At 41.3% G+C, this 24,723-nt stretch carries 21 protein-coding genes and 3 rRNA genes; 3 read left to right on the top strand and 21 right to left on the bottom strand.

Annotation, left to right across the window (positions count from 1 at the left end; all coding sequences use genetic code 11):
* The first annotated feature begins 45 nt into the window (after positions 1-45).
* Entirely contained in the window at positions 46-573 is a 528-nt protein-coding gene (locus AC3B5S_RS04990; protein ID WP_489756803.1) for a GNAT family N-acetyltransferase, read from the top strand.
* On the opposite strand, the gene AC3B5S_RS04985 is transcribed toward AC3B5S_RS04990, so the two are convergent.
* Positions 574-1,515 (bottom strand): alpha/beta hydrolase, encoded by a 942-nt coding sequence (locus AC3B5S_RS04985; RefSeq protein ID WP_489756804.1) that lies wholly within the window; start codon positions 1,513-1,515, stop codon positions 574-576.
* Positions 1,516-2,700, bottom strand: a complete 1,185-nt coding sequence (locus AC3B5S_RS04980; RefSeq protein ID WP_489790144.1) for an MFS transporter — start codon at positions 2,698-2,700, stop codon at positions 1,516-1,518.
* Between the two features lie 79 nt (positions 2,701-2,779).
* Here AC3B5S_RS04980 and AC3B5S_RS04975 point away from each other — a divergent pair, with 79 nt between their 5' ends.
* On the top strand, positions 2,780-3,886 hold the full coding sequence (locus tag AC3B5S_RS04975; protein ID WP_489769410.1) for a hypothetical protein: 1,107 nt from the start codon (positions 2,780-2,782) through the stop codon (positions 3,884-3,886).
* Positions 3,864-4,697 carry an alpha/beta hydrolase gene (locus AC3B5S_RS04970; protein WP_489756807.1) on the top strand — a complete coding sequence of 278 codons (834 nt, stop codon included), beginning with the start codon at positions 3,864-3,866 and terminating at the stop codon, positions 4,695-4,697. Before AC3B5S_RS04975 ends, AC3B5S_RS04970 begins: the two co-directional genes overlap by 23 nt.
* 173 nt (positions 4,698-4,870) lie before the next feature.
* Here AC3B5S_RS04970 and AC3B5S_RS04965 read toward each other — a convergent pair whose 3' ends face one another.
* The 19 genes from AC3B5S_RS04965 to AC3B5S_RS04875 form a co-directional block, all read right to left on the bottom strand.
* Positions 4,871-5,320: a threonine/serine exporter family protein gene (locus tag AC3B5S_RS04965; protein WP_489756808.1), complete on the bottom strand. Its 450-nt coding sequence runs from the start codon at positions 5,318-5,320 to the stop codon at positions 4,871-4,873.
* A 17-nt stretch (positions 5,321-5,337) separates the two neighbouring features.
* The gene (locus AC3B5S_RS04960) at positions 5,338-6,093 is read right to left on the bottom strand and encodes a threonine/serine exporter family protein (protein ID WP_489756809.1); all 756 of its coding nucleotides are present in this window, start codon (positions 6,091-6,093) and stop codon (positions 5,338-5,340) included.
* Between the two features lie 76 nt (positions 6,094-6,169).
* Positions 6,170-6,286: ribosomal RNA gene (rrf, locus tag AC3B5S_RS04955) — 5S ribosomal RNA — on the bottom strand.
* A gap of 73 nt (positions 6,287-6,359) precedes the next feature.
* Positions 6,360-9,276, bottom strand: a 23S ribosomal RNA gene (locus tag AC3B5S_RS04950).
* Between the two features lie 155 nt (positions 9,277-9,431).
* Positions 9,432-10,998: ribosomal RNA gene (locus tag AC3B5S_RS04945) — 16S ribosomal RNA — on the bottom strand.
* The 16S, 23S and 5S rRNA genes sit together here, the layout of an rRNA operon.
* 399 nt (positions 10,999-11,397) lie before the next feature.
* Positions 11,398-12,525 carry an LCP family protein gene (locus tag AC3B5S_RS04940; RefSeq protein ID WP_489756810.1) on the bottom strand — a complete coding sequence of 376 codons (1,128 nt, stop codon included), beginning with the start codon at positions 12,523-12,525 and terminating at the stop codon, positions 11,398-11,400.
* 147 nt (positions 12,526-12,672) lie between these two features.
* Complete coding sequence (locus AC3B5S_RS04935) at positions 12,673-13,419, bottom strand: aspartate/glutamate racemase family protein (protein WP_489769406.1); 747 nt, start codon at positions 13,417-13,419, stop codon at positions 12,673-12,675.
* Between the two features lie 2 nt (positions 13,420-13,421).
* Entirely contained in the window at positions 13,422-14,954 is a 1,533-nt protein-coding gene (locus tag AC3B5S_RS04930) for a UDP-N-acetylmuramoyl-L-alanyl-D-glutamate--2,6-diaminopimelate ligase (RefSeq protein ID WP_489756812.1), read from the bottom strand.
* Complete coding sequence (locus AC3B5S_RS04925; protein WP_489769405.1) at positions 14,951-15,994, bottom strand: sensor histidine kinase; 1,044 nt, start codon at positions 15,992-15,994, stop codon at positions 14,951-14,953. The genes AC3B5S_RS04930 and AC3B5S_RS04925 overlap by 4 nt, the downstream gene beginning before the upstream one ends.
* Positions 15,995-15,996: 2 nt before the next feature.
* The gene (locus tag AC3B5S_RS04920; protein WP_489790415.1) at positions 15,997-16,683 is read right to left on the bottom strand and encodes a response regulator transcription factor; all 687 of its coding nucleotides are present in this window, start codon (positions 16,681-16,683) and stop codon (positions 15,997-15,999) included.
* A 70-nt stretch (positions 16,684-16,753) separates the two neighbouring features.
* Positions 16,754-17,749: a zinc ribbon domain-containing protein gene (locus AC3B5S_RS04915; RefSeq protein WP_489769404.1), complete on the bottom strand. Its 996-nt coding sequence runs from the start codon at positions 17,747-17,749 to the stop codon at positions 16,754-16,756.
* Positions 17,750-17,907: 158 nt separating this feature from the next.
* Complete coding sequence (gene accA, locus AC3B5S_RS04910) at positions 17,908-18,651, bottom strand: carboxyltransferase subunit alpha (protein WP_489757691.1); 744 nt, start codon at positions 18,649-18,651, stop codon at positions 17,908-17,910.
* 16 nt (positions 18,652-18,667) lie between these two features.
* Positions 18,668-19,525 carry an acetyl-CoA carboxylase carboxyltransferase subunit beta gene (locus AC3B5S_RS04905; RefSeq protein ID WP_489756815.1) on the bottom strand — a complete coding sequence of 286 codons (858 nt, stop codon included), beginning with the start codon at positions 19,523-19,525 and terminating at the stop codon, positions 18,668-18,670.
* Positions 19,518-20,903 carry an acetyl-CoA carboxylase biotin carboxylase subunit gene (locus tag AC3B5S_RS04900; RefSeq protein WP_489756816.1) on the bottom strand — a complete coding sequence of 462 codons (1,386 nt, stop codon included), beginning with the start codon at positions 20,901-20,903 and terminating at the stop codon, positions 19,518-19,520. The genes AC3B5S_RS04905 and AC3B5S_RS04900 overlap by 8 nt, the downstream gene beginning before the upstream one ends.
* Positions 20,904-20,915: 12 nt before the next feature.
* Complete coding sequence (fabZ, locus tag AC3B5S_RS04895) at positions 20,916-21,362, bottom strand: 3-hydroxyacyl-ACP dehydratase FabZ (protein ID WP_489756817.1); 447 nt, start codon at positions 21,360-21,362, stop codon at positions 20,916-20,918.
* A 17-nt stretch (positions 21,363-21,379) separates the two neighbouring features.
* Positions 21,380-21,805 (bottom strand): acetyl-CoA carboxylase biotin carboxyl carrier protein, encoded by a 426-nt coding sequence (locus AC3B5S_RS04890; protein WP_489756818.1) that lies wholly within the window; start codon positions 21,803-21,805, stop codon positions 21,380-21,382.
* The gene (fabF, locus tag AC3B5S_RS04885) at positions 21,806-23,038 is read right to left on the bottom strand and encodes a beta-ketoacyl-ACP synthase II (protein WP_489769403.1); all 1,233 of its coding nucleotides are present in this window, start codon (positions 23,036-23,038) and stop codon (positions 21,806-21,808) included.
* 11 nt (positions 23,039-23,049) lie between these two features.
* The gene (gene fabG / locus AC3B5S_RS04880; RefSeq protein ID WP_489756820.1) at positions 23,050-23,784 is read right to left on the bottom strand and encodes a 3-oxoacyl-[acyl-carrier-protein] reductase; all 735 of its coding nucleotides are present in this window, start codon (positions 23,782-23,784) and stop codon (positions 23,050-23,052) included.
* Complete coding sequence (locus AC3B5S_RS04875; protein WP_489790143.1) at positions 23,784-24,722, bottom strand: ACP S-malonyltransferase; 939 nt, start codon at positions 24,720-24,722, stop codon at positions 23,784-23,786. Before AC3B5S_RS04875 ends, fabG begins: the two co-directional genes overlap by 1 nt.
* Position 24,723 lies beyond the last annotated feature (1 nt).

Genomic DNA, 24,723 nt, shown 5'->3' with positions numbered 1-24,723 from the left:
ACTATAATCACTTTTATTAAGATTAATTATGAGGAGATTTTTTTAATGCCAGCAACTTTTCGTTTAGCGACGCTGCCAGATTTAAGTACCATCGTTACCATTTATAACCAAAGTATTCCTATCCAAACGATTACCGCCGATTTAGAACCCGTTACTGTCGCCCAACGCCAAAGCTGGTTTTTAGAACATCAACAAAATCCCCTACGTCCGTTATGGGTTATTTTACAAAAGCAACAAATTGTGGGCTGGGCTAGCTTATCCGATTTTTATGGTCGGGCTGCTTATCAAACTACCAGTGAAATCAGTATTTATTTAGATAAGAATGCACAACATCAAGGTCTCGGCCAAGCCACCCTAGATTTTATTTTTCCGCAATTAAAAAGTTTGCATATAAAAACAGTTGTTGCCTATATTTTTAGTGCCAACTTAGCCAGTGAACATTTATTTAGTAAAAATAATTTCCAACGTTGGGGTCACTTACCGGCCGTAGCCAATAATCAAGGCAAAGTTTTGGACTTAGATATTTGGGGCCGCCACTTTCAAGATTTTTGCAGTAAAAAAGCTGGTCATTAATCACTGACCAGCTTCAAACTTATTTTTGACCGTGACCTGTGCACAGAATTGTTGAATCACTTGTGCGTAACGCTGCGGATCACTTTCAATGGAACGAATATGGCTCCCATCAACAAAGTCCACCAATTGCACTGCTGAAGTTACTCCTTGCATTAATTGAGCTGACATTTGTGGGGGCACCGTCGTATCTTTTAAACCACGAATCAGCAAAACCGGGACTTTCGTTTGCTGCAATGCTGGTCGAACATCAATTTGCGCATAACTGGCACCAAACTTAACTTTCGACCATAATGAAATCAACTGGGTTATGGCTTTACTAGGCAACTTAAACTGACGATGAATAGTATACTCACTAATAGCCTGGGCATTAGTGTAACTAGAATCAGCAATCACGCCAGCTAATTGTGGCGGCAAAGATAAAGCCAAACTCTGTAAAACAGTCGCTGCTCCCATCGACGCCCCAAATAAAATCAAAGGTGCCTGTAATTGAGATTGTTGTTGTAGCCACTGCAGCCACAACTGCACATCGTATTTTTCCAAATAACCATAACTTAAATAATCACCTCCACTTAAACCCGCAGCGCGATTATCAGGTTGTAAAACGTTATAGCCCAATTGATAAAATAAACCACCAATTTTATCTAATGAATGATGATCCACCCCAAAACCATGAACAATTAAAACCGTTCCTAAGTTTTGGGGATTACTGGTCAAAAAGCCCGTTAACGTCCAGCCATCATGGGCTACTAACTGGACTGTGCGATGTGGTAATTGTTCAAACTGTTGGGCCCATTTAATGGCTTGGTTAGTGGATGCATATTGTGGTGGTTGCGTTTTTAACGCTGAACTGTCACGACGCTGTACATATTCAAACAAGACTTTTCCGATTAGTAAAGGAACTGTTCCTAAAACTGTTACACCGGCTAATTTTTTCTTAAACATTTATCGGACCTCCTTTACTAAAAAAACGCCCATGGCAGCTAATGTAATCGTAATAAAAATCAATAAAAATAGATTATTAAAAGTCCATTGAGTTGCCAATAGACTGCCTAAATAAGGACCGACAGCCCGTCCTAATGAACCAAAGATGACATAAAAGCTTTGATAGCGTCCTTGGTTATCCGCGTTCGCAAATTTATTGAGTAAGGCAGGAATGGTGGGGAACGTAACTGATTCTCCAATGGTTAGTAATAACATGCTCCACACATATTGACTATAATGTGTCGCATTAGGTAACAATAAAAATGACCCCGCCATAATCAATAATCCCGTACCAATCTGAAATTTTAAGGATTGAAACAAATGCGTCATGATTTGATTCATCAAGGGCTGAATAATAATCAGTGACGCCGCGTTAATACTAAATAATAAACTATACTGGTGCATTGTTAAATGCCGATCTAACATATATAAGGACATATTGCTATCCCACTGTGAGTAACCTAACCAGACAATTAAAGTGGCTAAGCATAAAAGTATCAAATTCAACCTCAAATGTTGGGACTTTAACTGGTTAGTGTGCCCATTATTAGTTGAAGGAGCGTGGTAGTTTGCATGCTGGACCTGTTGAACGCCATCCAAGATCGAACCACGCCAAAACACAATTACCAAACACAAGCCAAAACACAATGCTGGCAAAAAGAAAGTTAAAAAAATACTACTTTGAAAAATGACACTCACCAGCATGGAGCCAATGGCAATCCCGACATTAGCTGCCAGATACATTGCATTGAAAACCTTTTGGGGCGTATGACTTTGCTGAGCTGCCACCGCCGTATATGAGTTCACCGCCGTATAACTAATGCCCATGCCTAAGCCTACGATCACTAACCAAATAGGATACAAGGGCCACTGATGATTAACCGCCATAATCACAAAACCGAGTGCCGCTAATAAATAGCCACAGCACAACGTTTTCGTATGCGAAAACCGATCAAACAAATAACCGCCCAAAGCATTACCCAGCATCATCACTAAGGAATAGATCATTAGGACCCAACCAGCAGTAATCATTGATTCGTGTAAATATTTCGTTATAAAAATAGTATTCACTGGTAAAATAAAGCCCATAACGAGATTAAAAATTACATTCATAATTAATAACCACCGTTGCTGTTCATTTGCCATCGAAGAATTCCTTTCCGTTTTTGGATTAAGTCATAGTTACTAACATCTAGCCACAATCTTTTGAAGAGGAGCATTTAGATTGAACATTCATTTATTAAATATTAAACAACAAGGACAACAAATCTTAACTTGGATCTATCCCTTTGTCCTAGTTGATGCTTATTCACATCTCATCACTAGTAGCGTTATAAACCCGAATGGTTTTTTACGTCATCTCTTACATTTACCGAACCTCAGTCACTATTTACCCTTATTCCTAAATTTAAATAATTTATTGGAGTTCGGTATTTTATTACTACTTAGCTATCTTATTTCACAAAAATTCCAGTCGCAAGCATCTTTAGTCACACATTGCTGCACTTGCTTAGTAATTATTTTAACTTGTTTAAACCATGATACCAATCTTTATCTGAATCAACCACCGATTTTATTGGTGATTATTATTAGTTTGATGAGTTCCTTAATTTTAAGTCGTCTCCACTGTCCCACCTTGATTATTACTGTGGCTATTATTTTAGGCTATAGCTTAAATTGGTTAAACCCTTTGAGTTGGTTCAATAATATTCCTGGTATTTCCACTAATGTTCAAAAAATTCAACCACTCAGTTTATTTTTTCTGACAATTATTCGTTGTCTGGGCAGTTGGCTCGGGCTCATCAATCCCTTTAATGCTAAAAGTCAAGCCATCAACTCACCCGCAGCTACTGCCAATTTGAGTGCTGCTTTATCACATCAAAGTTTGCCTTATCCATTGAATACCCATTCGCTTTATACTAGCTATGCCTTTTTAGGAGGAATTGGGTGCTGTTTGGGGTTAATTTTTGCGCTTTTGTATTATCATCGCTACCAAATCGTGCTCGAAAATTTGATTCCCAGCATGTTTGGACTGAACGCCCCATTACTCATTAAACTACCAGTCTTATTCAATTATCGCTTCCTAATTCCCTTTATTGTGAGTCCTTTAGTCAGCATGTTGATTGGTTACTGTTTCATTAATTTGAAATGGGCGTCACCTGCCATTTACCAAATTTTTGCCGGCACCCCAACTTTTCTTTGGAACTTTTTAGGAACCAATGGCAACTGGGCAGCTTTGTTCGCGACTCTTTTAGCCATCCTTAGTTCCACTTTAATTTATTTGCCATTTGTGAAAGCGGAGGTTGCCCATGAAAAAATCACTATGGATTAAAATTATTCTCTTGATCTTTGTCCTCAGCAGTATTCCTGCCTATTTTCAAATGAAGCAGGCTGTTTATAGTGAAAAAGCGTTCCACAATTCAACACTATCCCCGGTGATCTTTATCCCTGGCAGTTCTGCTTCACAAAATCGCTTTGATGATTTATTAAAGCAATATAATACCCCTAAAAAAAGACATAGTATTGTCAAAATTACGGTGCGGACGAACAATCACTTGCATGTGACGGGAAAAATTACTGCTCATGATAAACAACCTTTTATTGTGATTGCTTTTCAAAATAACGCTGACGGGTACCAGAATATTAAAAAGCAAACTTACTGGCTAAAATTAGCCATCAATTATTTAACTGCTAATTATAACTTTAACAACTTCTCTGCCGTCGGTCACTCTAACGGCGGCTTAATTTGGACGTGGTATTTAGAAAAATATTTTAATCAAAACGCTTTGCGCATCAATCATTTAATTACCATTGGTACGCCCTACAATTCTTTAGAATCCAATATCAAAAATCAAACCGCAATTTTTCACCAATTACACCAGCACCGCAAGAAGTTACCCAAGAATTTAATTGTCGATTCCATTGCGGGCACTAAAAATTATCAAGATGATGGCACTGTACCTTATCAAAGTGTCGAAGCGGGTAAATATATTTTTCAAAATACGGTCGCTAAATACACACAGGCCACCGTCACTGGTGACGATAGTGAGCATTCCAGTTTATTGGCTAACCAACAAGTTCGAACCATTATTCGTGAAAACATCTTGAACCAATTTAATTTTAATAATGAAAAAAAGCCATAACTTTTGTTATGGCTTTTTTAAAGGGATATTACTTCAAGTAATATTTATCATCAGTTCACATCTAATGATAAAGATGTCACCATATCCGCTGGCTATTGTTATTAATAACAATCGACATTCCCAGAATCATCACTAAAAAGTGATCACTCGACTCATCGCATATCATCAATTTATCATGAATAACGCCGAAATGCAAGATCTACAATTAATTGGGCTAAGATATAGCCCATTGCAATTGCCCCAATAATTAAAATGACTAGCACTGTTAAATGCAGCCCTTCGAAGATTTGTCCAAAAACCAGTGCTCGTACAGCTTGATATGCGGTTGCTCCAGGAACTAGTGGCACCAACGCTGGTATATTAAATAGACTCACGGGCATCTTTTTATAACGCGCACATAAATAACTAACAATTCCAATCATTAGTGCCGCAATTAAGTTAGCGAATACTTTACCTGATTTCACAAAATTACTTAAAATCCAATAAATCATCCAGCCTAATGATCCACAAACACCACTAGTAATGAGCGCTGTGCGCGGAATATTAATACAGAGTGCATATCCAATGGTGCCGACAAAGCTAAATGTAATTTGAATGATAATTTGAATCGCATTTAGTATCATATACGAAACTCCTTTCTTTAAAAGAATCTCAGTACCATTGCGATACCGCCGCCAATCGCCATTGCACTCAAAATTGCCGAACCCATTCGAGCTAATCCCGATATTAAGTGCCGTGCCATCAGGTCGCGCAGTGCGTTCGTTAACGATACTCCTGGCACTAAGGGCATCACAGCACCAATAATTAAGTAGTTTAAATTATTCACACAGTGACTTTTTTGAAGCACAACAGCTAAAAGCGCAATAGTGGTTGCTGCTAAAAAAGTACTGATAAAACTAATATCAATCCATTGTTTGACAAAATAATCAATTAAATAACCAATCATTCCTACAATTCCTGCAGGCACAAAATCAACCCAATCATATTCGCCCACAAATAAAATCATCAAGGTGCAACTCAACAAAAAAGCACCAGCCGCTTTTAACCACAATGGAAAATCTAACATCGACCGCTCAATTTGCTGTAACCCTTGTTCTAATTGCTCTAAAGTTAATTGTTCAGCCACAAATTGACGTGATAATGAATTAACTTCCGTCACTTTATATAAATTAGTCGTTTCGTGGTTAATTTGCACCATTCTTGTATTAGTCAAACGATCAGCGCTTAAAAAAATTCCCGTCGGCGTCGTATAAATCTCCGGGTGTTCAATTCCACCCTTTAGCAAAATTCGTTGCATTGTATCCTGGGCACGATGCATTTCTGCTCCGGATTCAATCATAATTTTTCCCGCTAATAATCCGACGTCAACTATTCGTCGTTGTTGTTTGTAAGCCATAATCAGTACTCATCCCATTCTTTTTAAAGACACAAAAAAAGATTATCATTATTAAAATGATAATCTTTTTTAAACAGCATGGCAACGACCTATCCTCGCAGGTAGTTTCCCACCAACTACTTTCGGCGCTGAGAAGCTTAACTTCTGTGTTCGGCATGATTCCAGGTGTTTCCTCCTCGCTATCGCCACCACACTTGCTCTCTTCTTACCTTCTGAAAGAACCTTAGTCCTCTCAAAACTGAATATTATGTTCTTACTCGACACCCTTGGTTAAGCCCTCGACCGATTAGTATTGCTCAGCTCCATGTATCACTACACTTCCACTCGCAACCTATCTACCTCATCTTCTTTGAGGGGTCTTACTTCATTACTGAATGGGAAATCTCATCTTGAGGTGGGTTTCACACTTAGATGCTTTCAGCGTTTATCCCTTCCATACTTAGCTACCCAGCTATGCCTTTGGCAAGACAACTGGTACACCAGTGGTATGTCCATCCCGGTCCTCTCGTACTAAGGACAGATCCTCTCAAATTTCCTACGCCCGCGACGGATAGGGACCGAACTGTCTCACGACGTTCTGAACCCAGCTCGCGTACCGCTTTAATGGGCGAACAGCCCAACCCTTGGGACCGACTACAGCCCCAGGATGCGATGAGCCGACATCGAGGTGCCAAACCTCCCCGTCGATGTGAACTCTTGGGGGAGATAAGCCTGTTATCCCCAGGGTAGCTTTTGTCCGTTGAGCGATGGCCCTTCCATACGGTGCCACCGGATCATTAAGCCCGACTTTCGTCCCTGCTCGACTTGTCTGTCTCGCAGTCAAGCTCCCTTCTACCTTTACACTCTACGAATGATTTCCAACCATTCTGAGGGAACCTTTGGGCGCCTCCGTTACTGTTTAGGAGGCGACCGCCCCAGTCAAACTGCCCACCTGACACTGTCTCCCGCCGTGCTTCAACGGCGCGGGTTAGAGCTTTCATATAACAAGGGTAGTATCCCACCAGCGCCTCCTTCGATACTAGCGTACCGATCTCTACGGCTCCTACCTATCCTGTACATGTTACACAAAAACTCAATATCAAGCTACAGTAAAGCTCCATGGGGTCTTTCCGTCCTGTCGCGGGTAACCTGCATCTTCACGGGTATTATAATTTCACCGAGTCTATCGTTGAGACAGTGCCCAAATCATTACGCCTTTCGTGCGGGTCGGAACTTACCCGACAAGGAATTTCGCTACCTTAGGACCGTTATAGTTACGGCCGCCGTTTACTGGGGCTTCAATTCTGGGCTTCGACCGAAGTCTAACTCATCCTCTTAACCTTCCAGCACCGGGCAGGCGTCAGCCCCTATACGTCATCTTACGATTTTGCAGAGACCTGTGTTTTTGATAAACAGTTGTTTGGGCCTTTTCACTGCGGCTGGCTCTTACACCAGCACCCCTTCTTCCAAAGTTACGGGGCTATTTTGCCGAGTTCCTTAACGATAGTTCTCTCGCTCACCTTAGGATTCTCTCCTTGACTACCTGTGTCGGTTTGCGGTACGGGTATTCAGTGTCTCACTAGAAGCTTTTCTCGGCAGTGTGACTATTGTGCTTCGCTACTTTAATTTCGCTCCCTATCACAACTCATCCTTCGCGGTTATAAGCATTTGACTCATATCCAGACTCGCTGCTTAGACATGCTTTTCCAGCTGCATGCTCACAATTCATCTCCTGCGTCCCTCCATCGTTCAAACAACACTGAACAGTACAGGAATCTCAACCTGTTTTCCATCGATTACGCCTCTCGGCCTCATCTTAGGTCCCGACTAACCCTGGGCGGACGAGCCTTCCCCAGGAAACCTTAGTCATCCGGTGGACCAGATTCTCACTGGTCTTTCGCTACTCATACCGGCATTCTCACTTCTAAGCTCTCCACCAGTCCTCTCGATCTGGCTTCTTCGTGCTTACAACGCTCTCCTACCACGTACATCTTTCGATGCACATCCACAGTTTCGGTACCATACTTAGCCCCGGTACATTTTCGGCGCAGAACCACTCGACTAGTGAGCTATTACGCACTCTTTAAATGAGTTGCTGCTTCTAAGCCAACATCCTAGTTGTCTGTGCAGTTCCACTTCCTTTTCCACTTAGTATGGATTTTGGGACCTTAACTGGTGATCTGGGCTGTTCCCCTTTCGACGATGGATCTTATCACTCACCGTCTGACTCCCGGAGAAAGATCTTTGGCATTCGGAGTTTATCTGAATTCAGTAACCCATGTTGGGCCCCTAGTCCAAACAGTGCTCTACCTCCAAGATCCTCTTCTCCGAGGCTAGCCCTAAAGCTATTTCGGAGAGAACCAGCTATCTCCAAGTTCGTTTGGAATTTCACCGCTACCCACACCTCATCCCCGCAATTTTCAACTTACGTGGGTTCGGTCCTCCAGTGCGTTTTACCGCACCTTCAACCTGGACATGGGTAGGTCACTTGGTTTCGGGTCTACGACTACGTACTCGCTTTCGCCCTATTCAGACTCGCTTTCGCTACGGCTCCGTCTTCTCAACTTAACCTCGCACGCAATCGTAACTCGCCGGTTCATTCTACAAAAGGCACGCCATCACTCTTTAACGAGCTCTGACTACTTGTAGGCACACGGTTTCAGGATCTATTTCACTCCCCTTCCGGGGTGCTTTTCACCTTTCCCTCACGGTACTTGTTCTCTATCGGTCACTAGGGAGTATTTAGCCTTGGGAGATGGTCCTCCCTGCTTCCGACGGGGTTTCACGTGCCCCGCCGTACTCAGGATACTGGTAGAGTGTCTCTGATTTCGCCTACTAGACTATCACTATCTCTGGTTCAGCTTCCCAACTGATTCAGCTATCTTCGACTATCTCACGTCCCAGTCCTACAACCCCAAAGAGCATGCTCTCTGGTTTGGGCTCTTTCCGTTTCGCTCGCCGCTACTCAGGAAATCGATTTTTCTTTCTCTTCCTATGGCTACTTAGATGTTTCAGTTCACCACGTCTTCCTCACTTACAACTTTCGTCGCAGTGTGACTAAGCTTTACCTTAGCCGGGTTCCCCCATTCGGATATCTCCGGATCTTCGTTTACTTACAACTCCCCGGAGCATTTCGCTGTTCGTTGCGTCCTTCTTCGGCTCCTAGTACCTAGGCATCCACCGTGCGCCCTTATTATCTTAACCTTAATTACTACTGTTTCTTACTTTCTTCGAATCTCTCGATTCTCGGTGTCTTTCTTCTCATAATATTCAGTTTTCAAAGTACTAATGTTTGAGAGTAGACCTCTCAAAACTAAACAAAGTTTCTTGCCAACTGCTTTCCGTTTATTTTTCCTTAGAAAGGAGGTGATCCAGCCGCAGGTTCTCCTACGGCTACCTTGTTACGACTTCACCCTAATCATTTGTCCTACCTTAGACGGCTAGCTCCCCGAAGGGTTACCCCACCGGCTTTGGGTATTACAAACTCTCATGGTGTGACGGGCGGTGTGTACAAGGCCCGAGAACGTATTCACCGTGGCATGCTGATCCACGATTACTAGCGATTCCAACTTCATACAGGCGAGTTGCAGCCTGCAATCCGAACTGAGAATGGTTTTTAGAGTTCTGCTTGCCCTCACGAGTTCGCTTCTCGTTGTACCATCCATTGTAGCACGTGTGTAGCCCAGGTCATAAGGGGCATGATGATTTGACGTCGTCCCCACCTTCCTCCGGTTTGTCACCGGCAGTCTCACTAGAGTGCCCAACTTAATGCTGGCAACTAGTAACAAGGGTTGCGCTCGTTGCGGGACTTAACCCAACATCTCACGACACGAGCTGACGACAACCATGCACCACCTGTCTTCCTGTCCCCGAAGGGAACCCTGTATCTCTACAGCTTTCAGGAGATGTCAAGACCTGGTAAGGTTCTTCGCGTTGCTTCGAATTAAACCACATGCTCCACCGCTTGTGCGGGCCCCCGTCAATTCCTTTGAGTTTCAACCTTGCGGTCGTACTCCCCAGGCGGAGTGCTTAATGCGTTAGCTGCAGCACTGAGAGGCGGAAACCTCCCAACACTTAGCACTCATCGTTTACGGCATGGACTACCAGGGTATCTAATCCTGTTCGCTACCCATGCTTTCGAGCCTCAGCGTCAGTTACAGACCAGAGAGCCGCCTTCGCCACTGGTGTTCTTCCATATATCTACGCATTTCACCGCTACACATGGAGTTCCACTCTCCTCTTCTGCACTCAAGTTTGACAGTTTCCGATGCACTTCCTCAGTTAAGCTGAGGGCTTTCACATTCAGACTTTTCAAACCGCCTGCGCTCCCTTTACGCCCAATAAATCCGGACAACGCTTGCCACCTACGTATTACCGCGGCTGCTGGCACGTAGTTAGCCGTGACTTTCTGGTTGAATACCGTCACTACTTGAGCAGTTACTCTCAAGCACGTTCTTCTTCAACAACAGGATTTTACGATCCGAAAACCTTCTTCATCCACGCGGCGTTGCTCCATCAGACTTTCGTCCATTGTGGAAGATTCCCTACTGCTGCCTCCCGTAGGAGTTTGGGCCGTGTCTCAGTCCCAATGTGGCCGATTACCCTCTCAGGTCGGCTACGTATCATCGCCTTGGTGGGCCTTTACCTCACCAACTAGCTAATACGCCGCAGGTCCATCCTTTAGTGACAGCCGAAACCGTCTTTCATTCCTTAATCATGTGATTAAGCACTTTATGCGGTATTAGCAACTGTTTCCAATTGTTATCCCCCGCTAAAGGGCAGGTTACCTACGTGTTACTCACCCATCCGCCGCTCGCGTCCATATCTTCCTACCCGAAGGTATTCCGTTACTTCTGCTCGCTCGACTTGCATGTATTAGGCACGCCGCCAGCGTTCGTCCTGAGCCAGGATCAAACTCTCATTTTTTGTTAGTTTGTTGACTCAGACTTAGAACTCTAACGTTCTTTGTCTTCTTTATTACTTTTAAATTGACAGGTTCTTTTTCAAGAACCCAGCACTTGGCTTTTAAAGAAACTTTGTTCAGTTTTCAAAGATCTACTTAACTTTTTGTTGATTACCACTTGATTAAGTGGCTCATTTAGTTTATCATCTTATCATGAGCTTGTCAACTGTTTTTTTTATTTGCTTAACAGTGACGCGCATGACTCATTGACAACAGAAAATATATTATCAACTTTTTTACCCTTTTGCAACCCCTTTGCCCATCTTTTTTTATTCTTTTTTGCTACTTATTGCTCTATCCCTTGGTATGACTGCTTTTTCATGATATAAAAAAAGCAATTTATTTTTAAAATAAATTGCTTTTTAGTTATCAATCAAGTAATTACTATTAACATTTTCGCCATAAATTACATAATTTTGATTTACTTTTTCCTTAAAATCAAAACCATTTTTCGTCACATTCATTTTATTTTGTCGTGTCTCGACGTTATTAATCTTTTCTTTATCTTGGCCAACACTGGTTCTTAATTTATCCGATACGCGCTGTAATTCTTTAGTTGGCGCTACTTCATAAGAAATTCCGTCAATTAGGGTGCCGTGCCCTTGCAAATGATCAGAGTCCATGTTTTTAGACGCTCCTCGATAATATTGAATTAACGCAGTAATATCATCCAATGATAGATTAGTACTCATCGAATTAGAAATGCTATTCAACACTTTTTGAAGATTAGGTAACGTACTTAGAGAAGTTGCTTTTTTGACAATTGCCATAATAACCTGACGTTGTCGCATTTGCCGACCATAATCGCCTTGCGGATCGTCGTAACGCATTCGTGCGTAAGACAGACTTTGTTTGCCGTTAATGACTTGCTTACCTTTATGAAAACTACTGCCATCGTAACTGAACGCAAACGGTGCATCTACTTCAACTCCACCGACTGCGTCTACTATTTTAGGCAGTGAATGAAAGTCCAAAGTAATATAATTATCAATCTTGATATTAACTAATTTTTGCACAGTTTTCACCGCTGCCTCAGACTCTCCTAAATTATAAGCGGAATTAATTTTCTGAATCACATGCTGGCCGCTTTTTATCCCATAAATTTCCGATAAAGTATCCCGTGGAATACTCATTAACACTGTTTTTTTAGTTTGTGGATTGATCGTTGCCAAAATCATAGTATCTGAATTACCACGATCAGTGCGTCCTTCATCGCCTGTATCTACTCCTAACAATAGAATAGTAACTGGCTTTTTTTGCGCGATCGTTTTGGAAGGTCGAATTGCGGTACTCGGCCGATAAGCATTGCCTAAAGCATTACTAGCTTGCGAGTAAATCCGAAAGCCGTAAGCCCCGACGATAAAAATAGCCATAATTAAAAAGAGCAAAATGCTCTTCAAAAAACGATGACTTCCCATTTGGTGCTGTGATTGCATCGAAACTTTTTGATTGCGTTTCAATAAGGATTTATTTGGTTCTGAATTATTCATTACTTCAATTAACCTCAAAATTCTAAATGATTTACTCAACTGTGAATTTTGATTTAGCGCTAAGCTAAATAAGCTTTTCACAATTTAGATTATTAATTATACATTATCAAAGCAATAATGCAATTCTAATATAAAATAATTTTCAGTTTAGGACTGCGCTACTCCAGCTTGAATCATTACGGGTAAGCCTTGCTGTAGCCTTTGACCTAAATTGACACAAGTATCAACCATAATACTTTGCGCATCAACTACTGAATAATTATGTTGCGGTGCTTTCTCTTGGGCCAAAGAAAGTTCTGTACAACCTAAAATAACCACGTCGGCTCCAAAATCATGCACCATTCGCTTGAGAATCTGATGATATAACTGTGCATCAACTATCCCTTGTTCTTTGATACAATCATAGATCAAAGTCATCACATCCGCCTGCAGCTGTTCATCACCCAACGTATAATCTAATCCCTGTTGTTGTAATTCTTGTTGATAGACTTGATCCGCTAAAGTACCTTTCGTGGCAATTAATCCCACTTTTTGCGCTCGGGGATAGTGCTGTTTCAAATAGCTAACAGCACTCCGGGGCATATGCAATAATGGAATTGACGTCTCTTGTTGTAATTGTTCATAGAAATAATGCGCAGTATTGCAAATAATAACCATAAAAGCGGGCTGTAAGAGTGATTGTTGTTGAATATCTTCTAACAAATCGGGATAAAAATTCGGTTTTTGATGATCCAAAATATAATCGGTTCGATCAGGAATACTAGCATGATTGACTAATAAATAATTTAAATATTCTTGATCCTTAATTGCAGGGGTTCTTGCATTTAACAGACGCACAAAACTTTCCGTGGCTGCCGTGCCCATGCCGCCAATAATTGTAAAAAAGTCTTTCATCGCTATCCCTCAATTTCCTGAACTATCTGTTGTGCCACATTTAAGTCATTGGGATAATCCACATTCACACCACGAATTTTTTGGTACTTATCTTCACCTTTACCAGCTAACACGACAATATCTTGCGGTTGACTAGTAGTAATCGCCGCTTGAATCGCCTGCTGACGATCTAGAATAATTGCCACTTGCACTTTCGTATGATCAATTAACTGATTGATTTCTTCACAAATAGCTTGAGGATCTTCAAATCCCGGATCATCAGTCGTTAAATACGCCTGATTAGCGTATTTACTTAGAGCTTTAGCAAAGCCCGAACGCCGTGAAACGCCCTTGTCGCCTGTACTACCAACTACCACGATAATTTTGGATTGTGGATTTTCCGTTTTTAAAAAATGTAACAATGCCGACATGCTAGCGTAATTATGCGCATAGTCAACGTAAATCGTGCCGTGTTGCTTGGTTTTAATTGATTCCATCCGCCCCGGAATATGCACATCCATAATAGATGTTTGCGCCAATTCATAAGGGGCCCCCGCAATCCCAGCACCAATAATTGCGGCAGTCGCATTGGCTTCATTAAAGTCACCGATCAAACTTAATTGATAATCACCAGCAATATTCAGTTGCTGAGCTTTAGCACTTTGAGCCCTGATCGTAAATTCACTTTCTGCCAATGTACTCTCTTTACTCTGATAAACAAAGTCCGCCACTTGTTCATTGCCACCTTGGCGTGAAAAAACATACAGTTTAGAACTAGGAGTTGTCGCTTTAGCTGCTAAATATACTTCGTCAAAATAGTCAGTATCTCCATTAATCACACAACTCTTTGAATTTACTAAGAGCTGTAATTTGCAATGAAGATAATCGGCAAAATCGGGATGTTCATTGGGACCAATATGATCAGGTGAGATGTTTAAAAAGAAGCCAACATCATATGTTAAACCATAAACACGGTTACGCTTATAAGCCTGTGATGAAACTTCCATCACCAAATGCGTCATCCCACTATCTACAGCTTCACGCATATCATGAAATAAATCCAGTGATTCTGGAGTAGTTAAATTGGACTTAAATTTCTGACTGGGCTTCGGTCCTAAAATCCGATCAATCGTCGAAAATAAGGCGGTCTTTTGATTCGAATAATTTTGCAAAATTCCACGTGTAAAGTAGGCCGAAGTCGTTTTCCCTTTAGTTCCTGTAAAAGCAATAATAAACAGATCATTCTGTGGGTAACCATAAAAAGCCGCCCCTAATAACGCCATCGCTTTCTGCACGTCGGTTACAATTAAGGCATTCATGCCCTTGATATCTGGATATGCTACTTCAGAAACATAAGTTGTTGCTCCATTAGCCTGAGCCTGCTTTAAATAACTTTCTTTAAAATGTGTTCCTTTGCAAAAGAACATACCATCCTTTTGTGCCTGCCGTGAATCGTAAGTTACGGCGGTAATTTCATTGTCAAACACAATATCAGCCTGTTTTAGCAACTTATGTTCCTGCAATAATAAAGTACAACCATTTAAAATCAAAGTCATGATTTATCTCCTTCACTGGTTAAATTTTTCGGTAAGTCAATCTGAAAACAAGTTTGTTGTGCATCAGAGTGGACTGTAATCTGTCCATGTTGCATTTGCACCAAGCTTTTGGCAATGGCCAACCCTAAGCCTGTCCCCCCCGTTTTACTCGAACGAGACTGATCGACACGATAAAAACGATCAAACAAGTGTTGCTGATTTTCTGGAGCAATCGCTTGGCCATTATTAATCACCTGTAAAATTACGTGATCTTGTTGTTCTTTAGCGCACAACCAAATATGATCGGCACCTTGACCATACTTGATGGCATTAATTACTAAATTATTAAAAACTCGCCCAAGCTTTTGACTATCAGCTTGCATGATTAACTGCGGAACATCACTGACCACTTCCATTTGAATATGCTGTTTTTTAGCTTCTAATTCAAAATCTGCATCAATCTGTTCCAGCATTTGAATCATATCGAATGTTTGAATATTTAATTTAGTGTTCGAGTTATTAGCACGAACATATTCAAATAAATCATTCACTAACGAACGTAATTGTAACGATTTTTGATAAGCAATATGCACGTATTTTTGCACATCGGCCGTTGACGTTTGCGGATTTTGTTCAATTAAACCTAAAAAGCCAATAATTGACGTCAATGGCGTCCGTAAATCATGACTCACATTAGTAATCAATTCGTCTTTACTTTGTTCCGCAGCCACTTGATTTTTCATGGATTCACTGGCGGTTTGCATCACTTTATCCATTTGCTGAATTAATTGTTGTAGTTCCAAAATAGTAATGCCATCAGCACTAGTCGCTTCGCCACGCGCCAAATGTTGCAGATAATACTGTGTACGATGTAATTGGCGTTGATACAAATATTGATAGGCTAAAAGAATTATTATTAACCCATCTAACAATCCTATCAGCCACCATAACTGGGGCGTTTGATTAATCATCGTGGCCCATTTGAGTTCACCGCCGACGGCCAATACGAAAATAATGGTCGTTATATAAACTACCCACCGACGGGATAGCATTGCCTTCATGTTTAAGCCTCCACTTTGTAGCCAACACCCCAAACGGTTTCGATGACTTGTTCACCATTAGTTGCTTCTTCTAATTTATCACGCAAATGACTCACATGAACCATCACTGTTTTGGCAGAAATCACACTTTTTTGCTTCCAGACACGCTCAAAGATCTCATCTGCAGAAAAGACGCGATTAGGATGACTGGCTAGTAAATATAAAATGCCAAATTCCAATGCTGTGAGTTGCACTTTCACTCCCGCATTGGTCACGACTTCGTGGGAGCTTTTATCGATGGTAATTGGTCCAATTTCTAATTTATCTGGTAAAATTTCGTGACCTTGAGCATGGGTCCGGCGCAACAAAGATTTCACCCGGGCCATCACCTCTAACGGATTAAAAGGTTTAACCACATAGTCATCAGCACCCGTAATTAATCCTTGGATTTTATCCAAATCACTAGTTTTGGCAGAAACTACAATAATGGGAATTTGTGAATCCTTACGTAATTTTTTAATCACTTCAATTCCTGACATGCCGGGCATCATAATGTCTAATATTAAGAGTGCAATATCCGGATTAGCTTTTAATTGATCGAGCGCTTGTACACCAGAATTAGCAACAACTGGTTGATAGCCTTCATTTTTTAAATAAATGCTGAGCAGTTCCACAATATCTTGGTCATCGTCTACCACTAAAATTTTCAACAATTATCGCCTCACAAGTTAACTTATATCTCCCAAACTTAACCATATCATACCATATCTTAAGAAACGCTTATTGCCGCACATTACTCTGTTTGAATTGATGCCAATCCCAAATTGTTAAAATTAATAATAAAATACTCAATGTTAAAGCTGATTTGCCACTAGCACCGAGACTTAGTGGTTGCATGACACCACTTTTAGCGGCAAAGCTCAAACTCACATGTAAGATTAACCAACCACCAAAATACCACAGTAAGTTCCAAACATTACCCCACTTAATTAACTTTTTCCCAAAATGATTCGGCATCAAGGCGCCCAAGATAATCAATAATGGTCCGGCAGCAATAATCCATAATCCTAGATCCGGATTAATTTGAAAATGTAAGTAATAATTTAACAAGTTAAGTGCTTGTTTAATAGTCTGCGCTAAAGAGAAATTAGTCACCACATTGCTGCCAAAAAAGTTATTACTAAAAAAGTTTGGCCAGTAGCTGCTACTCAATAAAATACCTGCAATAATTAATAACAGCCACGAGCGCTGATTTTTTGACTTGGTTGTTGGCGCAACCGTTGACACTTCTGTTACTCCCGCTTGAGTTTGTGGTTGTAAGGGTTTGGTAAAATTCGGTTGTTGATAGTGATCAGCGCGCGCTTTGATCATTGGACGCCGTTTAATAGCCGCAGAAGTTGCCGGCTGTTTGCGGCGAAAAGCATTCCGGATTTTTTGATCCAGATTAGTTTGCCGCCGATTAGCGTGCCAATAACCGGCCGCAATCAATCCCAGTGCGACCACTAAGCTCAACCATTTACCGATATAAACATAAGTCAAAATAACAAAAATAACGGCTAAAACATCCATAATGGGATTATTCTTGAGCCAGAGCAAAAAACTGACCATAGAATTAGTCGAAGATTGATGATAACGCTGTGCCCGCGAATAAGTTTGATCTCTACCATCAGCATCAGCGTGCGCTCTTTGCGGCTTCGCCACTAATTGATAACCACAGGTCGGACATTTTTTGGCATTAGCTTTGATTTTGGCACCACAGTTGGGACAATATTGCATCAAAATCATCCTTTCAATTTCAGTTATATTAATTGATAATTATAGTTTTATCTTAAAGGATAATTATGAAGAATTACCAAATTTTATCAACTAAATTTTTAAACAAATTAAGCGCAACCAACAAAATAGGTGCTGGCTGCGCTTAATCAGACATTTTATTAAAATTTACGAAATCGTTCTTTGCGCTGTTGCAATAAATCAGACAAACTTAACTGATCGAATTGAGCCAATTGTTGATCAATCAAGGTCTGTAATTGTTTGGCTTGCTCATCTAAAACCGTCTCGGGTAAAACTTGTTCAATAATTTGATTTTGTTTCAACCAAGCGGGTTCAATATGCATCATTTCCGCTGCTTTATTAGCCAGCTTGGAATCTTTCCACATAATAGAAGCAAAGCCTTCTGGCGAAAGAACAGTATACATACTGTGTTCTAGCATCCACACTTGATCAGAACAGGCCAAAGCTAACGCGCCACCCGAACCTGCTTCGCCAATAATAATAGTTAAAATGGGAACTTGCAGTTGCAACATTTCACTGATGCTCTTAGCCAATATTTGGCCTTGACCTTTCACTTCAGCCTCTTCACCCGGATAAGCACCTGGAGTATTAATCAACGTGACAATTGGTGCACCCATTTTTTGCGCTAATTTCATTACGCGTAAAGCTTTCCGATAACCTTGCGGGGTTGGACTACCAAAATGAGTGGCTAGGCGTTCCTCTAATTCCTGACCTTTATTCGTGGCTACTACCGCCACCGTCCGTTGCTTGAGCTTAGCAAAGCCGGCAATAATCGCCGGATCATCACTATCCACTTGATCGCCATGTACAGCAAAAAAGTCCGTAAATAATTGATCAATCAGCGGTTGCAAGTCAGCTTTCCTATCACTTCGCGCACCTTCCATGATCGTACTAACTTGTTTACTCACTTTGCGCAGCTCCCTTCCACTTTTGACCAGCAAAAATTGTCAAGATTTGATCTAATTTCTGTAGTTGTTGTGGTCGCGCCACAATTTCATCAATAAAACCATGCTGATAAGCGTTTTCTACACTTTGAAAATCTGAAGGCAATTTCTTATTGATGGTTTGCTCAATGACGCGCCGCCCAGCAAAACCTAACAACGCTTGGGGTTCTGCTAGCGTAATATCAGCCTGTGAGGCAAAGCTAGCTGTTACGCCTCCGGTAGTAGGATCCATGATCACTGCCACATACAATAATCCAGCTTGGCGATGTTCATTAATTGCTTGCGAGATTTTCGCCATCTGCATTAAGGAATGAATTCCTTCTTGCATCCGAGCACCACCAGAAGCAGTGAACATAACAACTGGTAATTTTCGTTCTGTTGCTTGCTCAAATAAACGGGTAATTTTTTCACCAGTAGCTGTTCCTAAACTTCCCATAATGAAGTTAGGATCCATAATTCCTAAAGCCACATCATGTTGAGCCAACTTGGCTTGTCCAGTTAAAACTGAATCCAACAATTTTGTCTTCGTCTGAGCCTTATGCAATTTCTCTTGATAATCTGGAAACTTTAAAGGATCAGTCGTGGCTAACTCAGCATCCCATTCTTGAAAATCTTTCGTTAACATCTTCAAGCGTTGGCGAGCATTCACCCGAAAACCATAACCACATTCCGGACAAACTTGAAATTTACCGGCCCGCCGAAAATAAAACTTACTGCCACAATGAGGACAATAACGAAAAATTCCTTGTGGAACATTATGATAATAACTATTTAAGGCTTGAATCGGATGAGGCGCAAAATGATTTTCACTCATCGTCACTAGCCCCCTTTGAGGATTGTGCCATATATTGCGGTAAAAACTTTTGATCAATATATGTGGTCAAATAATGACCTTGGCGAACTTCCTCTTGTTGTAATAATTGAATCAAGAAATCATCGTTCGTCGTGACACCATCAATTTTGAATTCTCGCAATGAATTAATCAAACGGCGCAAAACGACCGGGCGCTGTGAACCAAAAGCAATAATCTTAATAATCATTGAATCATAAAATGGTGATATCTGATCACCACTGTTCACGCCACTTTCAACGCGAACCCCTAGCCCACCGGGCCAGGACATTTGCTTAATCTGACCAGCCTGCGGTTGAAAATTCTTTTTCGGATCTTCCGCATTAATTCTCGCTTCGATAGCTGCACCATGGATCTGCACATCCGCTTGCGTCATGGACAAATCAGCGCCTGCAGCAATTTTTAATTGCTCTTGCACCAAATCAACTTGCGCTACTTCTTCAGTAATAGAATGTTCTACCTGAATCCGCGTATTCATTTCCATGAAATAAAAATGATGTTGCGGATCCATTAAAAATTCAATCGTCCCTACATTTTGATAGTCAATTGCTTTGACTGCGCGAATGGCTAACTGCTGCAAATGTTGCCGTTCTTGCTCATTAATCTCTACGCAAGGCGTTTCTTCCAAAACTTTTTGTTGCCGTCGTTGTAAGGAACAGTCTCGTTCAGGCAAGGCCACCACGTGCCCTGCTTGATCAGCCATAATCTGAACTTCAATATGCTTAGCAGGAGAGATAATCTTTTCCAAATACATGCGGTCATCACCAAAAGATAACTTTGCTTCTTCTTGCGCTTGCACAAAAGAATCACTTAATTCTTCTGGTTTAAAAACTTTACGAATTCCTTTACCGCCACCACCAGCAGCGGCTTTGAGCATGACTGGATAACCGACTTTTTGGGCAATTGCTAATGCTTCTTGCGCATTAGCGACAAAACCTTCACTACCCGGAATAACCGGCACCTCATTTTGTTGCATGGTAATCCGCGCATTAGCCTTATTACCCATCAACGCAATGGTTTTGGCCTTAGGACCAATAAAAGTCAACTGACATTCTTCACACAATTGTGCAAATTCCGGACTTTCGGATAAAAAGCCATAACCTGGGTGGATTGCTTGCGCTCCTGTTAATAAAGCCGCACTCACAATGTTTTGCATATTCAAATAGGAATCAGCTGGTTGTGGGCCACCAATGCAAACTGCTTCATCGGCTTCTTTCACATGTTGTGCATTTTTATCAGCCGTTGAATAAACTGCTACTGAGGTAATATTTAATTCGCGTAAAGCGCGAATAATCCGCACAGCAATTTCCCCACGGTTGGCAATTAAAACTTTTTCCAACATTTCAACTCTCACCTACTGTACGGCAAATGTTAATTCACCAGAACAAGCAATTTGGTCATCAACATAAGCAGTCGCTTTACCAATACCAATATTTCCACGTAATTTATCTAATTTAACTTCCAAACGTAAACTATCGCCGGGACGTACCATTTGCCGGAATTTAACTTTCTTAACACCACCGAAATAAGCGGTCTTGCCTTTAAATTCAGGCATCGTTAATAAAGCAATTGCCCCTGTTTGTGCCAAAGCTTCCAAGATTAAAGCTCCAGGCATCACGGGGTTACCCGGAAAATGTCCCTGGAAATAACTTTCATTGACAGAAACATTCTTGCGACCAATTGCATATTGACCAGGTTGATAATCTAGTACTCGATCGACTAATAACATTGGGTAACGATGTGGTAAAATTTCTTGAATTTGGACAACATCTAAACTTTGTTTATTTTCATTTGCTTCCATTAATCTTCTGAGCCCTCCTAATTGGGTGTGACAGTAAATAGGGGTTGATCATATTCCACAACCTCTTCATCAGAAACTAAGATTTCACTAATAGTTCCCTTAATCTCACTCTTAACTTCTGTCATCATCTTCATTGCTTCAATGACACAAACAACATCGCCCACTTCTACTTGATCCCCAACTTTTTTAAATTGTGGTTGGTCAGGAGAAGATTGGAGATAAACAATCCCAACTAAAGGCGACTTGATTTGCGGCAATTGTGCTGTATCTTCTACCACAGTAGCTTGATTATCTGGTACTACTGAACTAGGAGTTACGGTGGCTGGAGCAGTTTGACTTTGCTTGCTCAAATACAAATGTCCACCATCAAAATCCAAATCTAATTCATTAATGTTACTTTGATTAACTTGCTTCATGAGAGCTTGAATTTCTTCAAAAGTCATTTAAGCTTGCCACCTTTTCATTGCTAGAACTGCATTATGACCACCAAAACCAAAGGAGTTGCTGAGTGCATAATCAATTGTCCGTTGGTTATTGTTAGTTGTTACTAGGTTCACATCACAGTCTGCATCTTGATTCATAATTCCAACATTCACTGGCAATTGTCCAGATTGTAATGCCAAGGTTGTGGCAACTGCTTCGACTGCACCCGCAGCGCCCAATAAATGACCAGTCATACTCTTCGTACTGGAGACTAAAACTGAACTATCAGCACCAAAAACTTGATTAATAGCCTTTGATTCTGCCGAGTCATTGCCTTTAGTTCCCGTGCCATGAGCATTAATATAGCCCACTTGTTGCGGCGTGATTTGGGCTTCTTGCATAGCTAAACTCATTGCCCGCGCCGCTTGGGTACCTTTCGGGTCTGGAGAAGTAATATGGTAAGCATCAGATGTTGTTCCATAGCCAACAATTTCACCCAAAATTTCAGCACCACGTGCTTGCGCATGTTCTAAAGATTCCAAAATTAACGTTCCGGCACCCTCGCCCATCACAAAGCCTGAACGACTTTCGTCAAATGGTAGGCTAGCTTTGGTCGGATCAGTGGCCTTAGACAAGGTTGACAAAGACGCAAAACCTGCAATCCCAATCTGATTAATGGAAGCTTCTGAACCACCAGTAATCATAACGTCACTACGTCCATCTTTAATTTGACGGTAAGCTTCACCGATCGCATTCGTACTGGAAGCACAAGCAGTCACAATTGTCGTACTAATATTATGGGCCTGGTAACGCATAGACAAATTACCAGCTGCCATATTAGCAATCGCAGTGGGCACAAACATTGGCGAAACCCGATCCGCACCCTTATCATGCATTTTGATCACTTGTTGTTGAATTGTCGTTAAACCGCCAATACCAGAACCCCAGATTACGCCTAAACGATCGGCATCAGTATTCTCAGCATTGATTTGGGCTTGCGCCATGGCTTCATCGCTAGCATAAACCGCATATTGGGTAAAAGCATCCATGCGCTTCGTATCTTTTTTTGTTAAATGCTGTAACGCATCAAAATCATCTAACTGTCCAGCAACTGTAACTCCTGTACTAGTTGCATCAAAATAAGTAATTGGTTCAAAACCAATCTTTTGTGAATTTAAACCTGCTTGAAAACTAGCAACATCGTTACCGATAGGGGTAACAGCCCCTAGTCCTGTTATTACTACTCTTGTCATAATGATTCTCCTTACTGCATTGTTAAGCCGCCATCGACCGTCAATGTTTGGCCAGTAATATAATTATTTTGAGCCAAAAAGACAGCAGTTTGGGCAATTTCTTCAACTTGACCAAAGCGCTGTAGTGGAATTTGTTTAATAATTTCTTGTTGCCGTTTATCACTTAATTGCTGCGTCATTTGGGTATCAATCATTCCGGGAGCAATTGCATTACAACGTAAATTACGCAAAGCCACTTCTTTCGCAACTGATTTCGTTAACCCAATGATGCCGGCTTTACTGGCAGCATAATTAGCCTGACCAATATTACCAGTCAAGCCAACAACACTGGCTAAATTAATAAAACATCCCGAACGTTGTTTGTACATTGGCCGTAATGCCTGACGAATAACATTAAAAGTTCCCACTAAATTAGTTTGTAAGACACTGTCAAAGTCTTCTTGTGACATCCGGTTCAATAAACCATCGCGAGTAATTCCTGCATTATTAACTACAACATCAATGTGGCCCGCTGCAGCCAATGTTTGCTTAATTAATTGTTCTGCAGAGTCCATCTGCGTCACGTCAGCACTAATATCAAAACATTGAACCCCAAAAGCGGTAATTTGAGCTTGCACGTCGGCACTAATGGGATGCCGCGCATTTAAAACGATATTCGCTCCTTGCTGTGCAAAAGCTTTGGCAATTGCTAAACCAATACCTCGTGAGCTACCGGTTATTAAAACTACTTTGTCTTTGAGTTCCATTAATCCATTGCCTCCAACGCTGTAATTGTCTGTTGCAGTCCATCATAACTATCAACTTGATAAGTAGGAATCTTCCGCACAATCTTTTTAGCAAAGCCTAATAAGGTTTTCCCAGGTCCCAACTCCAGAACTGCCGTTAAATCTGATGCTTGCTGTTGTAAAGTAGCTGCAAAATAAGTGGTCGAAACTAACTGTTGCGTAAGATTATCACTCAAAGTTTGCGGAGCAAATTCTTGTTTAGTGGTCGTACTAAATACTGGAAATGTTCCGGTCTGCCAATTAACTTTCGTTAAGGCCGAATTTAATTGTGCCTGAATTGGTTGCATCAACGGTGTATGAAAAGCTCCACTAACTTTTAATGGAACAACCCGCAGTTTTTCCTGCTGCTGCTTTAATAAATCAACAGCCCGCTCTACTGCTGTAGGGACGCCACCAATGACAATCTGTTGTGGTGTATTAACATTGGCCACACCAATGGCACCGAATTGACTAGCTTGCTGAACTGCTTGTTCAACACTAGCTAAATCGGCTTTCATAATGGCGACCATTTCACTGGCCGTTTGCTCACTAGCTTGTTGCATTAATTCGCCACGCCGCTTAATCAATTGCAAACCGGTAGCAAAATCAACGTAACCACTGCTAGTTAAAGCACTATATTCGCCTAAGCTTAGTCCTAAGCCAAAGCAATCTTTAGTAGTTAAATAGTCTTTTAATTCCTGATATAAGCTCCAACTCATGGCCAAAATAGCCGGTTGCGCCAAGCGCGTTTGTGCTAACTGATCAGACAAAGCTGCATCATATAAAATACTTGGCAAGTCTAACTGTAAAATTTCGGCTGCTTGATCAATATGCTGCTTAAAACTTGGCAAACTTTCGTACAGGTCCTGTGTAATTCCTGTTTTTTGGGCACCTTGACCGCTAAACAGTAATCCCAACATC

It is taken from the genome of Bombilactobacillus sp. ESL1094 (assembly GCF_058107425.1).
This window is presented reverse-complemented; position numbering and strand designations above follow the sequence as displayed.

Excerpts from the sequence above, each read along its gene's own strand:
- accA (WP_489757691.1), bottom strand. The coding sequence starts at position 18,651 with ATGGAAGGTGCGCGAAGTGATAGGAAAGCTGACTTGCAACCGCTGATT.
- fabF (WP_489769403.1), bottom strand. The coding sequence starts at position 23,038 with ATGACAAGAGTAGTAATAACAGGACTAGGGGCTGTTACCCCTATCGGT.
- AC3B5S_RS04900 (WP_489756816.1), bottom strand. The coding sequence starts at position 20,903 with ATGTTGGAAAAAGTTTTAATTGCCAACCGTGGGGAAATTGCTGTGCGG.
- AC3B5S_RS04960 (WP_489756809.1), bottom strand. The coding sequence starts at position 6,093 with ATGGCTTACAAACAACAACGACGAATAGTTGACGTCGGATTATTAGCG.
- fabG (WP_489756820.1), bottom strand. The coding sequence starts at position 23,784 with ATGGAACTCAAAGACAAAGTAGTTTTAATAACCGGTAGCTCACGAGGT.
- AC3B5S_RS04930 (WP_489756812.1), bottom strand. The coding sequence starts at position 14,954 with ATGACTTTGATTTTAAATGGTTGTACTTTATTATTGCAGGAACATAAG.
- AC3B5S_RS04990 (WP_489756803.1), top strand. The coding sequence starts at position 46 with ATGCCAGCAACTTTTCGTTTAGCGACGCTGCCAGATTTAAGTACCATC.
- AC3B5S_RS04940 (WP_489756810.1), bottom strand. The coding sequence starts at position 12,525 with ATGAATAATTCAGAACCAAATAAATCCTTATTGAAACGCAATCAAAAA.
- AC3B5S_RS04935 (WP_489769406.1), bottom strand. The coding sequence starts at position 13,419 with ATGAAAGACTTTTTTACAATTATTGGCGGCATGGGCACGGCAGCCACG.
- AC3B5S_RS04980 (WP_489790144.1), bottom strand. The coding sequence starts at position 2,700 with ATGGCAAATGAACAGCAACGGTGGTTATTAATTATGAATGTAATTTTT.
- AC3B5S_RS04890 (WP_489756818.1), bottom strand. The coding sequence starts at position 21,805 with ATGACTTTTGAAGAAATTCAAGCTCTCATGAAGCAAGTTAATCAAAGT.
- AC3B5S_RS04905 (WP_489756815.1), bottom strand. The coding sequence starts at position 19,525 with ATGAGTGAAAATCATTTTGCGCCTCATCCGATTCAAGCCTTAAATAGT.
- AC3B5S_RS04965 (WP_489756808.1), bottom strand. The coding sequence starts at position 5,320 with ATGATACTAAATGCGATTCAAATTATCATTCAAATTACATTTAGCTTT.
- AC3B5S_RS04985 (WP_489756804.1), bottom strand. The coding sequence starts at position 1,515 with ATGTTTAAGAAAAAATTAGCCGGTGTAACAGTTTTAGGAACAGTTCCT.
- AC3B5S_RS04915 (WP_489769404.1), bottom strand. The coding sequence starts at position 17,749 with ATGCAATATTGTCCCAACTGTGGTGCCAAAATCAAAGCTAATGCCAAA.
- AC3B5S_RS04875 (WP_489790143.1), bottom strand. The coding sequence starts at position 24,722 with ATGTTGGGATTACTGTTTAGCGGTCAAGGTGCCCAAAAAACAGGAATT.
- AC3B5S_RS04925 (WP_489769405.1), bottom strand. The coding sequence starts at position 15,994 with ATGAAGGCAATGCTATCCCGTCGGTGGGTAGTTTATATAACGACCATT.
- AC3B5S_RS04970 (WP_489756807.1), top strand. The coding sequence starts at position 3,864 with ATGAAAAAATCACTATGGATTAAAATTATTCTCTTGATCTTTGTCCTC.
- fabZ (WP_489756817.1), bottom strand. The coding sequence starts at position 21,362 with ATGGAAGCAAATGAAAATAAACAAAGTTTAGATGTTGTCCAAATTCAA.